Annotated in this window: 13 protein-coding genes; 6 read left to right on the forward strand and 7 right to left on the reverse strand. The window is 76.2% G+C overall.

Going from position 1 to position 13337, the window contains the following annotated elements; genetic code table 11:
* Positions 1 to 62: 62 nt before the first annotated feature.
* Positions 63 to 671, reverse strand: a complete 609-nt coding sequence (locus CELF_RS18575) for a hypothetical protein (RefSeq protein ID WP_013772807.1) — start codon at positions 669 to 671, stop codon at positions 63 to 65.
* Positions 672 to 788: 117 nt separating this feature from the next.
* On the opposite strand from CELF_RS18575, the gene CELF_RS19795 reads away from it, so the two are divergent.
* Complete coding sequence (locus CELF_RS19795) at positions 789 to 2231, forward strand: sensor histidine kinase (RefSeq protein WP_013772808.1); 1443 nt, start codon at positions 789 to 791, stop codon at positions 2229 to 2231.
* Positions 2228 to 2902: a response regulator gene (locus tag CELF_RS18585; protein WP_013772809.1), complete on the forward strand. Its 675-nt coding sequence runs from the start codon at positions 2228 to 2230 to the stop codon at positions 2900 to 2902. The genes CELF_RS19795 and CELF_RS18585 overlap by 4 nt, the downstream gene beginning before the upstream one ends.
* Here the strand turns inward: CELF_RS18585 and CELF_RS18590 are convergent.
* From CELF_RS18590 to CELF_RS18600, 3 genes are all read right to left on the reverse strand, one after another.
* Positions 2899 to 4209: an FAD-dependent monooxygenase gene (locus CELF_RS18590; protein WP_013772810.1), complete on the reverse strand. Its 1311-nt coding sequence runs from the start codon at positions 4207 to 4209 to the stop codon at positions 2899 to 2901. The two genes, CELF_RS18585 and CELF_RS18590, sit on opposite strands and share 4 nt — an antisense overlap.
* A gap of 95 nt (positions 4210 to 4304) precedes the next feature.
* Complete coding sequence (locus CELF_RS18595; RefSeq protein ID WP_013772811.1) at positions 4305 to 5393, reverse strand: Gfo/Idh/MocA family protein; 1089 nt, start codon at positions 5391 to 5393, stop codon at positions 4305 to 4307.
* 181 nt (positions 5394 to 5574) lie between these two features.
* Positions 5575 to 6432 carry an SDR family oxidoreductase gene (locus CELF_RS18600; RefSeq protein ID WP_013772812.1) on the reverse strand — a complete coding sequence of 286 codons (858 nt, stop codon included), beginning with the start codon at positions 6430 to 6432 and terminating at the stop codon, positions 5575 to 5577.
* Positions 6433 to 6546: 114 nt separating this feature from the next.
* On the opposite strand from CELF_RS18600, the gene CELF_RS18605 reads away from it, so the two are divergent.
* Both CELF_RS18605 and CELF_RS18610 read left to right on the forward strand, forming a co-directional pair.
* On the forward strand, positions 6547 to 6924 hold the full coding sequence (locus CELF_RS18605) for a winged helix-turn-helix transcriptional regulator (protein WP_013772813.1): 378 nt from the start codon (positions 6547 to 6549) through the stop codon (positions 6922 to 6924).
* 89 nt (positions 6925 to 7013) lie between these two features.
* Entirely contained in the window at positions 7014 to 7694 is a 681-nt protein-coding gene (locus CELF_RS18610; protein WP_013772814.1) for a Pr6Pr family membrane protein, read from the forward strand.
* A gap of 16 nt (positions 7695 to 7710) precedes the next feature.
* Here the strand turns inward: CELF_RS18610 and CELF_RS18615 are convergent, their stop codons facing one another.
* From CELF_RS18615 to CELF_RS18625, 3 genes are all read right to left on the reverse strand, one after another.
* Positions 7711 to 8130: a VOC family protein gene (locus CELF_RS18615; RefSeq protein WP_013772815.1), complete on the reverse strand. Its 420-nt coding sequence runs from the start codon at positions 8128 to 8130 to the stop codon at positions 7711 to 7713.
* 73 nt (positions 8131 to 8203) lie between these two features.
* On the reverse strand, positions 8204 to 8614 hold the full coding sequence (locus CELF_RS18620) for a hypothetical protein (protein WP_013772816.1): 411 nt from the start codon (positions 8612 to 8614) through the stop codon (positions 8204 to 8206).
* 103 nt (positions 8615 to 8717) lie between these two features.
* Positions 8718 to 9386, reverse strand: coding sequence for a DUF6803 family protein (locus CELF_RS18625; protein ID WP_013772817.1), 669 nt, complete (start codon positions 9384 to 9386; stop codon positions 8718 to 8720).
* Between the two features lie 353 nt (positions 9387 to 9739).
* Between CELF_RS18625 and CELF_RS18630 the strand changes: the two genes are divergently transcribed.
* Positions 9740 to 11953 (forward strand): thioredoxin domain-containing protein, encoded by a 2214-nt coding sequence (locus CELF_RS18630; protein ID WP_013772818.1) that lies wholly within the window; start codon positions 9740 to 9742, stop codon positions 11951 to 11953.
* Between the two features lie 271 nt (positions 11954 to 12224).
* A complete protein-coding gene (locus tag CELF_RS18635; RefSeq protein WP_013772819.1) occupies positions 12225 to 13175 on the forward strand; it encodes an FKBP-type peptidyl-prolyl cis-trans isomerase in 951 nt (316 codons plus the stop codon).
* Positions 13176 to 13337 lie beyond the last annotated feature (162 nt).

A 13337-nucleotide genomic window follows, 5' to 3' on the forward strand; every position in this document is an offset into this window, starting at 1 on the left:
ACCGTCGCACCGGACCGGCGGGCCCGCATCCGCGGGACGGACGGTCCGGCGGTCGGGGCTGCTCAGCGGGCGTCGACGGGCCGGCGGTCGCCCGCGGGGTCGCGGTCGTCGGCAGGACGGCCACGCGACGACAGCTCCGTCCACACGGGCCCGAAGACGAACCACCCCACGAGGACGACCGTCGCGCGGCCCAGCCAGCCGAGCAGCACCTCACGGGCGGCGGCGTCCTGCGCGAGCAGGAGCAGCACCCCCAGCACGGCCGCGGACACGACCCACGCGACGACGACGCGCCCCCACAGGCGCCACTCGTGCGAGCGCGCCCCCGGGCCGTGCTTCGGCGGCCGGGCCGGACGCGGGCCGCCCGCGAACCACCACGCGACCCACGCGTCGACCGTGTGCACCGTGAGCTTGCCGAAGCCGACCGTGAACCCGAGGTACAGCGCCGCGAGCCCGTGCGTCCACGTCGCCTCGCTGCCGCGCAGCAGGTCACCGACGGTGGCGACGAGCAGGACCACCTCCAGCAGCGGCTCGCACAGCAGCAGCACCGTCGACGTGCGCCGCCACCGCAGCCCGTACCGGGCGGCGACCGCCGCCACCAGGAACACCCAGAACGCGACCTCGCAGGCCACGACCAGCGCGGCGACGGGGTTCTCACGGATCGTCTCGACCATGCCGCCACCGTCGCCGTCGCGCCAGGCACGGCGCGTCGGGCGGACGGCCGATCCCTGCGCCGCGGCGTACATCGTCCGGACGACGGGCGCGCTGCGCCCCTGTGCTGGGATGGGCGGGTGAGCGGCGCGACGGGCGACGGGCGCGGCGGAAGCCACGTCCCGCGGGCGACGACGGCGCGGGCCGCGGGCCCGCAGCCCTCGGACGGAGCCCTGACACGGCTGTGGGAGGCCGCAGCCCGCATCCAGGCGACCGTGCGCGCGCGGGGGTGGTGGGACGACCGCGCATCGGCCGCCGCCACGGCGCTGCTCGGGCTCGCGCTGATCGGGCTCGGCCTCGCGAGTCCCGCGCCCCCGTGGGTGCCCGCCGCCGTCGCGGACCGGGTGGGCGCGTGGCACGTCGTGCTGCTGCTCGTCGCGTGCACCGCCCTCGTCGTCAAGCGGCGCCACCCCGTCGGCGTCCTCCTCGTGGCCGTGACGTGCACCGTGCTCGACGCCGTGCTGGGCGGCAGCGTCGCCACCTCGATCGCGCTGTTCGACGCGCTCTACACGGCCGCGCTGCTGACGCGGCCCGTCGTGCGGCGCCGGATCGTGGCCACCGTGGTCGTGGTCGTCGTCGTCGCGCCCGTGCTCGTGCTCGTGGCCGGCGCGCCGCCGCGCGAGGCCGTGCTCCTCCTGCTGCAGTCCGTCGCCCTGTACGTGACGCCGCTGTGGTGGGCGAAGGACGTCCGGCAGCGCGACGAGCTGGCCGCGCTGGAGGCCGGCCGCGCCCGCGCCGAGGCGGAGCGCGCGGAGGCCGAGCGGTCCCGAGCGGAGGCGGAGCGGTCCCGTGCCGAGGCGGAGCGTCGACGCGCCGACCTCGAGCAGCGGGCTGCGGCCCTCGCCCGCGCGCACGCCGACGACCTGGAGCGGATCGCCGAGCTCGACCGCACGTCGGCCGTGCGCGAGGAGCGTGCCCGCACCGCCCGGGACCTGCACGACGTCGTCGCGGGGCACGTGTCCGCGGTCGCGATCCGGGCCGAGGCGGCGCTCGCCGGGCCACCGGACGCCGACGCCGACCGCGCCGCGCTGCGGGCCGTGCGAGCGGGGACGCTGGACGCGCTCACGGAGCTGCGGTCGATGATCATGGTGCTCCGCGAGCGCCCCGGCGCCGCCACGGCACCGAGCGGCCTGGCCCGCCTGGACGCGTTCGTCGCCCTCGCGCAGGCCGCCGGTCAGGACGTCGTCGTCGACGGGCCCGTGCCGACCGACCTGCCCGTCGCCGTCGACCTCGCCGCGTTCCGGATCGTCCAGGAGGCACTGACGAACGCCGCCAAGCACGCGCCCGGCGCCCCGGCCGTCGTGACCCTGCGCCGCTCCGACGGCAGCCTCGAGCTCACGGTGACGAACCCGGCCGACGGCTCGTCGGCGGCGCACCCGCCGGCCGTCGCGACCGGCCTGCGAGGCGGGACCGGGCTGCACACCATGCGCGAGCGTGCGGAGGCGCTCGGCGGGCGGCTCGACGCCGGGCTCGTCGACGGCGCCTGGCGTGTGCGGGCCCGGCTCCCGGAGGAGGTCGCGTGACGCGCGTGCTGCTGGCCGACGACCACGCGGCGATCCGCGCCGGGCTGCGGCTCCTGCTCGAGCAGGGCGGGATCGAGGTGGTCGGGGAGGCCGCCGACGGGCAGGCCGCGATCACGAACGCCCGCGCGCTGCGCCCCGACGTGGTCCTCATGGACGTGCGGATGCCCGGCGTCGACGGCATCGAGGCGACGCGTGTCATCACGCGCGAGGGGCTCGCGGACGTCGTCGCCCTCACGACGTTCGACCTCGACGAGTACGTGCTCGGGATGCTGCGCGCCGGGGCCGTCGGGTTCCTGCTGAAGACCACGGGCGCCGCCGCGCTGGTCGACGCGGTGCAGCGCGTCGCCGCGGGCGACGGGGTCCTCGCGCCCGAGGTCACGCGACGGCTGCTCGCCGACCTCGTCGCGGCCGCGCCCGCCGCGGACACCCCCACGGCCGCGCCGGGGGCCGGTGGCGTCCACGCGGCGGCGGTCGCGTCCCTCACCGCCCGCGAGCGCGACGTGCTCGCGTGCCTCGGCGCGGGGATGTCGAACGCCGAGCTCGCCGACGCCCTCGTCATCACCGAGGCCACCGCGAAGACGCACGTCAGCCGCGTGCTCGCGAAGCTGGGCTGCGCGTCGCGCGTGCAGGCGGCGATCGTCGCCGTCGAGGCGGGCGTCGTCCGCGCCTAGCCGCGTCCCGCTCCGGGTCGGGCGTCCGCGGGGTCGGTGCCGTCGCCCTCCGCGGCCGGTGGCCGCCACCCGACGACCGGGGCGGTGCGCCGGACGAGCAGCGGACCGGCGATCCTGCCGACGACGCTCGCCCCCGCGTCCCGCAGGGCCACGGCGACCGGCGACGTCCACGTCGTGGGCCGGCCCACCTGGGCGGACATGCGCTGCACGCGTCGTGTGCGCGGCAGCCGCTCGGCCGTGTACGCGGCGAGGGCCGCGGGCACCCCCGCGGGGTCGGGGTGCGCGACCGGCGCCGCGGGCTGGGCGGAGGCCGGTGCGGGTCCCGGGCGGCCGGTCGGCGGGTTGCGGTGCCGTCCGAGCAGGACGCCGAGCGTCACCGCGTCCTCGAGCGCCTGGCAGCCGCCCTGGCCGAGGTTCGGGGTCATCGCGTGGGCGGCGTCGCCGAGCAGCGCGACACGACCCACGTCGAACCGTGGCAGGGGTGTCGCGAGCCAGCGCAGGTCGTGCCGCAGGACGTCGCTTTCCGACAACCGGTCCAGGACCGCCGGGATCGGGTCGTGCCACGTCACGAAGCGTCGGCGGAGCTCCGCGACCTCGTCGTCGCTGCGGGTGCCGGGCGGCAGGACCGCCGTCGCGTACCCGTAGACGCGGCCGTCGGCGAGCGGTGCGAGGCCCACGACCGACCCTCGTCCCCACGTCTCCGCTGGGACCAGACCCTCGGGCGCGGGGACCACGAAACGCCACGCGACGACTCCCGTCGCGACGGGCCCGGGGTGCTCCGGGAAGAGCGCCGTGCGCGTGCGCGAGTCGATCCCGTCGGCGGCGACGACGAGGTCCGCGTCGAGCACGTCCGGGGTGTCGGTGGGTCGGCCCGTCGGGTGCACCGTCACCTGCGCGCGCCGGGTCGCGTCACCCGCGTCGACGACGGCCGCCTCCACGCCCGTGCGCAGTGCGCCGTCCGGCAGCGCCCGGACCAGCAGGTCCACGAGCCGCGCACGGTGCACGACGACGGTCGACTCCCCGAGCGCCTCGCCGGCCGCGGTCGCGTCGGCGCGCACGAGCCACCGTCCGTCGGCGCGGCGGATCCCGATCTCGCCGCGCAGGGCCGCCATCGCGCGCACCTCGTCGGCGACGCCGAGCGCGTCGAGCGCCCGGATCGCGTTGGGCGCGAGCGCGATGCCCGCCCCGACGGGTTCGAGCGCAGGTGCCCGCTCGAGGACGGTCACGGACCAGCCCGACCGGGCGAGCCCGACGGCGGCGGCCAGCCCGCCGATCCCGGCCCCCAGGACGAGCGCCGTCGGGAGCACCGGCCCGTCCTGGCCATCCCGCACGGGTCCGCCGCGACCCGGACCGCCCTCGGCAGAGCCGCCGTCGTCGCCCGACCCGGCACCGCCGGCGGGGCTCACGCGTCCGCCCACGCCTCGCGTCCGGTGCGGACCGTCTCGCCCGTGCGGGCCGACTCCTCGATCGCGAGCCCCAGCAGGTGGTCCTGGCACCCGTCGGCGAGCGGGTACGGCGGCGGGCCGTCGCCGCGCACCCAGGCACCGGAGTCGGCGAGCAGCGTCGCGACCGCGAGGTCGTCGTCGGCGAGCCGAGCACCGTCGAACGGGTTCCGGTACAGCACGCGTCCGTCGAGGCTCAGGTGCTGCAGGTCGAACCCGTCGAGGTCCTGCTCGATCCCCGACGCACGGCGCACGATCGACGAGGTGACGATCGTCTGCTCGTCGACCCAGCGCGTCACCGAGTCGCCCACGACCTCGCCGTGCGAGCCGCGGACGGTGATCCGGTTGGTGCGCAGCGGGTTGTGCCACTGGTTCTCGGTGAAGTCGTAGAGCGCGCTGCGACCGTCGCCGAAGTCGAGGGTCGCGAGCAGCGTCCAGCGGTCCTGCGGCTGCGTCTCGCCCGTCCAGCCGTCGCGGCTGCGGGGGTCGATCAGCGGCGCCGTGAACCGGCTGGTGCGCACCGCGACCTCGCCTCGGCCGGCGCGCAGGAGCCGCCGGACGAGACCGACGGCGTGGTACAGGTGCGTCGACGAGACCTGCACGCTCGTCGGCGTGCCGATCAGCCCGTCCTCGACGAGCCGGATGCGGGCCTGGTGCGCGGGCATCGAGGGGCTGTGCTCCGCGACCTGGACGAGCCCGCTGCTGCCGACGTCCGCCCACAGTGCGCGCAGGCCGTCCGCGTCGGGCGCGGGCGGTGTCTCGGCGAGCACCGGGACGCCGCGGGCCACGAGCTCGCGCGTGACCTCGGGCGTCACCGGCCACGGCACGGAGACGACGACGAGCTCCGGTCGGGCCGCGAGGAGCTCGTCGACGGTCCGGACGGTCCCCACGCCCCACTCCTGCTCGACGACCGCGCCGCTCTCGGCGGTGCGCGTCACGACGCCCACGCACGCGAACCTGTCCGGCATCTGCCGGGCCGCGCGGAGGAAGAACCCCGACCGCCACCCGCTGCCGACCACGCCGAACCTCAGAGGTGCGCTGCTCGCCATGACCGTCCCTCGTCCCCGTCGCCGCCCGAACGTCCCGAGGCTAACCCGCCCCGACCCGCGCCCCGGCGCCGAGCTCGTCAGTCCCGGCCGAGGTCGCCAGCTCCAGCTGACGAGCTCGGCCCGAGGTGACGAGCTCGGCGGAGGGCGTGCTGGGGGGGTGGGGAGTCGGGGGTGGGGTGGGTCAGGCGCGGGCGGCGCGGAGGGTCTCGACCAGCGGGACCGTCGGGCGGCCCACGAGGGTGCGCAGGTCGGCGGTGGCGTCGGCCAGGTCGCCGCGCGCGATCCCCTCGTCCAGCCCGACGAGGAACGCGATCGTCCCGGCGTCGAGGCCCGCCTGCTCGAGGATCGCGCGGTGCTCGTCGGCCGGCACGGCGCGGTGCACGACGGGCGTGCCCAGCACCTCGGCGGCCGCCGCGGCGAGGTCGTCGTGCGTCCACGCGACGTCACCGCTGAGCTCGTAGACGCGGTCGTCGTGCCCGTCGGTCGACAGGACGACGGCGGCCGCGGCGGCGTAGTCGTCGCGCGGGGCGCTCGCGACCCGGCCCGCTCCCGTGCTCGACACGACGACGCCGGTCGCGGCGGCCTGGTCGAGGACCGGCAGGTAGTTCTCGTGGTACCAGTTGTTGCGCAGGACGGTCCACGTCAGGCCCGACGCGCGCAGGACCTCCTCGGTGGCGCGGTGCTCGGCGGCGAGGGCGAGCGGCGTGGTGTCGGCGTGCGGGGCGCTCGTGTAGACGACGCGGCGCACGCCCGCGGCCCGCGCGGCCTCGATCGCGGCGGTGTGCTGCGGGACGCGACGACCGACCTCGCTGCCGGAGACGAGCAGGACGGTCTCGGCGCCGTCGAACGCGGCGGTCAGCGTCGCCGGGTCGTCGAAGTCGGCGACGGCCGTGCGGACGCCGCGTGCGGCGAGGTCCGCGATCCGGTCGACGGAGCGGCCCGTCGCGACGATCTCCTGCGCGGGCGTGCCGAGCTCCAGCAGGTGCTCGACGACGAGGCGGCCGAGGTGGCCCGTGGCTCCGGTGACGACGATCGACATGGTGTTCCTCTCGCTGGCCCGACGACGCGGGCGACGGTGTGTCGCCGTGGTCAACCACAGCCCACCGGAGCACCTTCCCGTCGGAGGGTACCCACTTCGTCGTAAGGTACGGACGTGACGGTGAGCAACGAGGTCAGCGTGCTGGACAGGCTGCTGACGAACGGGATCCTGGCATCGGCATGCCCGACCCGGGTGGTCCTGGACCACGTGACCAGCAAGTGGGGCGTCCTGCTGCTCGTCGCCCTGTCGGAGCGGTCGCTGCGGTGGGGCGAGCTGCGCCGCGTCGTCGAGGGCATCAGCGAGAAGATGCTCGCGCAGACGCTGCGGACCCTCGAGGCGGACGGCCTGGTGCACCGCGAGGTGACCGCGACCGTGCCGCCGCGGGTCGACTACTCGCTGACGCCGCTCGGGACCGAGCTCGTCGCCCGCCTGCTGCCGCTCATGGAGTGGGTCGCCGACCACGCGGACGCGATCGTCGGCGACCGCACCTGACGTCCCCCGCGCGGCTCGTGCGTGCGCGACGGCCGGGGCAGGTGAGAGTCTTCGACCTGCACAGCACCGGGGCTGGTCGAAGGGGTCGCATGCACACCGCCGTCAACGTCGTCGTCGCACTCGTCCGGTTCGCCATCGCGACCCTCGCCCTCGTCGGCACCAAGGACATCTGGATGCGGGGCGACCTCGACGGCCTCGCGTACTTCACCAACCAGGCCGGGCTGATGCTCGCGGTCGTGATGATCTGGGCGGGCGTCGCGTCGGTGCTGGGCCGACGTCAGCCGCCCGCGTGGCTCAAGGGCGGCGTGACGCTGTTCCTCGCGATCACCGGGCTGATCTCGTTCTTCGTGCTCGCCCCGGAGGCGGCCGACGCACCCGCGGTCGCGTTCGGCCTCACGTCGGGCACCATCGAGCACGAGATCACGCCCGTCGCGGCGTTCCTCGACTTCCTGCTGCTCGACGCGCACCGGCGGCTGCGGCTGCGGCACGCGGCGTACTGGCTCGGGTACCTGCTGGCGTACTGCGTGTTCGCGACCGTCCGCGGGCTCGTCTGGGACCTCGGCTACCCGTACGGGTTCGTCGACCTCGACGAGCTCGGCTGGGGCGGGCTCGGCCTCAACGTCCTGGTGTACGGCGTCGGCTTCTACGTCCTCGGGCTCGCGCTCGTCGGGATCGACCGCGTCCTGCCGGCGCGCGCCCTCGTCGGCTACCCGGTGCCGGACCCGGTGCGGGCGCACGACGAGGCCCGCCAGGTCGACGCGGTCGCCTGACGGGCCTCGGGGGTGGTCACGCCGCCGGCGTCCCCGCGATGTTGACGAGCCACGTCGTCCCGAACTTGTCCACGACCATGCCGAAGCTGTCGCCCCACGGCGCGACCGTGAGCGGCTCGAGGACCGTCCCCCCGGCGGCGAGGGCGTCGTAGAAGCCCCGCAGCTTCGCCTCGTCGTCACCGCTCAGCGACACCGAGATCGACGAGGCGGGCGCGAGGTCCATGTGCGCGGGCACGTCGGCCGCCATGAGCGTGAGGCCGTCGGGCGTCGTGAGCTGGCTGTGCATGACCTTGTCGGCGTCCGCCGGGTCCTGCGCCATGCCGTAGTCGGCGAACGTGCTCACGTTGAGCTCGCCACCGAGAACCGACTGGTAGAACTCCATCGCCTCCCGCGTGCCGGTGCGGAAGTTCAGGTACGGGTTGAGCGTCACGGCCATGGGGTGCTCCTCGTCCGTCGGGTGCTGACCTGCCCCATCGTGGCCCCGACCACCCACACGCCGACAGGGAGGGTCAGGCGGTGGCGGCCTCGTCCACGTCGGCCGTCCGCGGCAGCACGAGGTCGGCGAGCCCCGCCGGCACCTCCGCCGCACCCGGGCCGCCCGCGCGCAGCCAGCCCTCCAGGTCGGCCGTCGCGTCGTCGCCAGAGAGCCGCTCGAACCACACGGGCACCACGCCCGCCCGACGCTGCGAGGAGCACGGACGCGCGACGACGACGTCGCCCCGCTCGCACTCGTCGAGGCAGTCGACGAACGTCAGCCGGGCAGCCCCGTCCGCGGCGAGCCGCCGCAGCCGCTCCGCCTGCCCGCCGGGCAGCGGGTCGGACCCGCCCGCGGTCTCCCCCGCGCACAGCGCGCACGCCGTCAGCCCGGGCACGTCCTCGGCCGGGCGCGCGCGGCGGGGGGACGGGCGGTCGGCGGTCACCGGAGCACAGTACGCGGGCGCCCGGCCCGGCTCGCACGGCCGCAGGTCAGGCCCGCGGCGCCCCGTCCGGGACCGCGGGCCGACCGGTCGGCGTCGTCCCGGCTCAATGCGTCATGCCCTCCATGCTCGAGCCGTCGTCCATGACGTGCGTCGGCTCCCAGCCGGCCACCGCCGGGTCGAGCATGCCCGCGATCATCGCGACGTGCGCCACGACGAGGAACACCCCGACGAGCGTCGCGTGCACCTGCAGCCGGCGCCGGTCGTCCCAGCCGGCACCGACGACGCGCGTCTCCAGCAGCGTCATCCCGTACAGCGGCACGATCCCCAGCAGGTAGAACCCGACCGCGACGACGTCCACCCAGCCGCGCCAGCCGCCGCTCGTCGTCAGCGGCACGACCGCGTGCCGCATCAGGTACACGACGACGCCGAGGAAGTAGAACCCCACGACGAGCCCCGCGTACCGGTTGAGCCGCGCCACCGCGACGGGCACCTGCCGGCGGAACAGGATCGCGAGCTCGCTCACCGCGATCGTCTCGGCCAGGATCACCGGCACGGCCATGAACAGCAGCAGGTTCCACGGCTGGTTCGCGGCGAGCAGGCCCATGTAGTGCGTCGAGCCCATGTCCTCCCCCGCGGGCCACGCAGGCAGCAGCAGCGCGACCGCGGCGATGACGACGCTGACCGCGGCGACCGCCGCGACACGGGTCCCGTGCCCGCGGACCGCGGAGGTGCGGTCGACGGACCCGGCAGACGACGGGGCTGTGGTGACCATGAGACGTCCCTTCGGCGAGCGCCGGCACGTCCGGCGACGACACCACCGTCGGGGCGACGTGTCGTGCCGGTGCTCATGGACGATGAAGATCCGGTCAAGCCGCCGCCGCGCGCCCCGCTCCGGCCCGCCCCCGGGGACCAACGACCCACCCGTCGCCGCCCCTCGACGCGCCGCGGCGGGTCCGGGACCACGCCGACGGCCGTGCAGCTCGGGGTCGATGCGGCCGGTCGCTCGACGTCCGCACCCTCGGCCCCGAGGCGCGGCGGCTCCTCGGGGCGTGACCGGGCGGCCGGTCGCACCCTCCCGTAGCGTCGACGCGGCACGGTCCTCGTCCGGTCCCGGAGGTGACGTCGATGAACCGTCTCGCCGCGAGCACGAGCCCCTACCTGAGGCAGCACGCCGACAACCCCGTCGACTGGTTCGAGTGGGGCGAGGAGGCGTTCGCCGAGGCCGCGCGCCGCGACGTGCCGCTGCTCGTCTCCGTCGGGTACGCCGCCTGCCACTGGTGCCACGTCATGGCGCACGAGTCGTTCGAGGACCCCGTGACCGCCGCGTTCATGAACGCGCACTTCGTCAACGTCAAGGTCGACCGCGAGGAGCGCCCCGACGTCGACGCCGTCTACATGACCGCGACGCAGGCGATGACCGGCCAGGGCGGCTGGCCGATGACGGTGTTCGCGACACCCGCCGGGGCACCGTTCTTCTGCGGCACGTACTTCCCGCCGCGGCCCGTCCAGGGCGTGCCGTCGTTCCCCGAGGTCCTCGCGGCGCTCGCGGCGGCGTGGCAGACGCGGCGCGACGAGGTCGTGGCGAGCGCGGAGTCGATCCGCAGCGCGCTCGCGGGCGAGGCCGACGAGGACGGGCACCGGCACGACGCGCACGCCGCCGACGAGCACCTCGTCGACGGTCGACCCGACGCGGCGCCCAGCGGTGCGGAGCCCGGCGCCCCGCTCTCCCCCGGCGCCCCGCTCGTGCCCGCGCCGGCGGCCGAGGTCGACGCGTCCGTCGTCGAGCGCGCCCTCGCCGCGGCGCGCGCGTCGCTCGACCGCGTGCACGGCGGCTTCGCCGGCGCCCCCAAGTTCCCGCCGTCGACCGTCCTGGAGTGGCTGCTGCGGCACCACGCCCGCACGGGCGACCGGGACGCGCTCGACGCGGCCGGGCACGCGCTCACGGCCATGGCCCGCGGCGGCATGTACGACCAGCTCGGCGGCGGGTTCGCGCGGTACTCCGTCGACGCGACGTGGACCGTGCCGCACTTCGAGAAGATGCTCTACGACAACGCCCTCCTGCTGCGCGTGTACGCGCACTGGTGGCGCGCGACGGCCTCGCCGCTGGCCCGGCGCGTGGTGACGCAGACCGCCGACTGGATGCTCCGCGAGCTGCGGACCGGGCAGGGCGGGTTCGCGTCCGCGCTGGACGCGGACACGGGTGGCGTCGAGGGTGCGACCTACGTCTGGACGCCCGACGACCTGCGGGCGGTGCTCGGCGACGACGACGGGGCATGGGCGGCGGACGTGCTGGCCGTGACCGGCGCGGGCACGTTCGAGCACGGCACGTCGGTGCTGCAGCTGCGCGCGGACCCGGACGACGAGGACCGGCTCTCCTCCGTCCGCGAGCGCCTCCTCGCCCACCGCGCGACGCGCCCGCAGCCCGCACGCGACGACAAGGTCGTCTCGGCGTGGAACGGCCTGGCCGTCGCAGCCCTGGCCGAGGCCGGCGCGCTCCTGGACCGGCCCGACTGGGTCGAGGCGGCGACGGCGGCGGCGACCCTGCTGGTCGACCTGCACGTCCGCCGCGCCTCGGGCGACGCGGAGGCACCCGGCGCGGACGGCGTCGAGCCCGGCACTCCTGTGCGGCTCGTGCGGGCGTCGCGGGACGGGGTGCCGGGCACGGCCGCGGCGGTGCTGGAGGACTACGCCGACGTCGCCGAGGGGTTCCTGGCGCTCGCGGCCGTGACCGGCGAGCACCGCTGGGTCGCGCGCGCGGGGGGCCTGCTGGAGACCGTCCTGACCCGGTTCGGCGACGGGGCGGGCGGCTTCTACGACACCGCGGACGACGAGACCGACCCGGTGCTGGCCCGCATCCGTCGCCCCCAGGACCCGGCCGACGGGCCGACGCCGTCGGGGCAGGCGGCGGCCGCGGGCGCGCTGGTCACGTACGGCGCGTTCACGGGCTCGTCGCGGCACCGCGAGGCTGCGGTCCGTGCCCTCGCGGTGCCACTGACGTTCGCCGGGCGGTACCCGCGCGCTGCGGGCTGGGCGCTCGCGACGGCGGAGGCGCTGCTCGACGGCCCGCGCGAGGTGGCCGTCGTCGGGCCCGTGCGGGACGACGCGACGCGTGACCTGCACCGGGTCGCGCTGGCGTCGACGGCTCCCGGGCTCGTCGTGGCGCTCGGCGACCCGTCGGCCGTCGCCGCGGACGCGTCGGCCGTCCCGCTGCTGCGCGACCGCCCCCTCGTCGACGGCCGCCCGGCCGCGTACGTGTGCCGCGGCTTCGTCTGCGACCGCCCCACCACGGACCCGACCACCCTGAGAGCCTCCCTCTCCCCCCACCCCACCCCCACCTGACCCACCCACCCCGGCCCCCCTTCCTCGCCGAGATCGCGAGGTCCTGCCGAGATCGCGAGCTGCGGCTCACGAGCTCGGCACGTTCTCGCGATCTCGGCGGGGCACGGAGGGTGCCGACGAGCGGGGTGGGGGATCGGGGTGGCGAAACGATTTGGTGGGGGGGTGGGGGGCGGTCGGGCGGGCGCACCCAGCCGTCGTCCAGGAAAGTCGCGTACCGTTCCCGAGTCCGCCGCTCGACCCCGGGCGGGACCCGAACCGACGGAGGACCCTCGTGCGCCGCACGACCACCGCCCGCGCGATCGCCGCAGCGACCACCGCGCTCGTCCTGTCCCTCTCGCTCGCCGCCTGCTCGGGCGACGGCGGCTCCGACGACTCCCCGTCCGCCGACGCCAGCGCGTCGGTCAGCGCGGCCCAGGCCGCCGACCAGGCCGCCCTCGCGAAGGTCAAGGTCGAGGGCGAGCCGGGTGAGGAGCCGAAGGTCACGCTCCCCAGCACCCCGTTCAACGTGACGACCTTCGTCGCACACCTCGTGCAGGACGGTGACGGCGCCGCGATCGAGGACGGCCAGAACCTCACGGTCCACATGGTCATGGTGAGCGGCACGGACGGCTCGACGATGGGCTCGACGTACCCCGACAGCCCGGAGACGGTCACGGCCGGCGCCACGAGCATCGCGGAGCTCGACAAGGAGCTCGAGGGCGCGCACGTCGGCGCCCGGGTGCTCGTCGCGCTCTCGTCGGGCGAGAACAACACGCAGGTGTACGCGATGGAGGTCGTCGACGCGGTGACGATCCCGGACCGCGCGGAGGGCGAGGCGGTCGCGCCCGTCGAGGGCCTGCCGACCGTCACGCTGGGCGAGGACGGCGCACCGTCGATCACGCCGTCGACGGCCGCGGCGCCGACGACGCTCGTCGCGCAGCCGCTCATCAAGGGCTCGGGCCCGGCGGTCGAGTCCGGCCAGACGGTCACCGTGAAGTACACCGGCTGGCTGTGGGACGGCACGGAGTTCGACTCGTCCTGGTCGAAGGACACGACGTTCCCGTTCCAGGTCGGCGCGGGTCAGGTCATCCCGGGCTGGGACACGGGCGTCACGGGCCAGACGGTCGGCAGCCAGGTGCTGCTCGTCGTCCCGCCGGACCAGGGCTACGGCGACCAGGACAACGGCACGATCCCCGCGAACTCGACGCTCGTCTTCGTCGTCGACATCCTCGACGCCCGCTGACCAGCAGCTGAGCGCACGGCCCGACGGCCCGGCACCGCACCTCCCACGAGGTCGGGGCCGGGCCGTCGGCGTACCGCGGCGACCGCCCGGCGCACCAGGGCCTCTCGTCCTGCCACGGCACGACGCGTCTGGCTAGTGTGGTCGCACGCGCCCCCGGGGAAC

Source organism: Cellulomonas fimi ATCC 484 (genome assembly GCF_000212695.1).
GTDB classification, from domain to species: Bacteria; Actinomycetota; Actinomycetes; order Actinomycetales; family Cellulomonadaceae; genus Cellulomonas; species Cellulomonas fimi.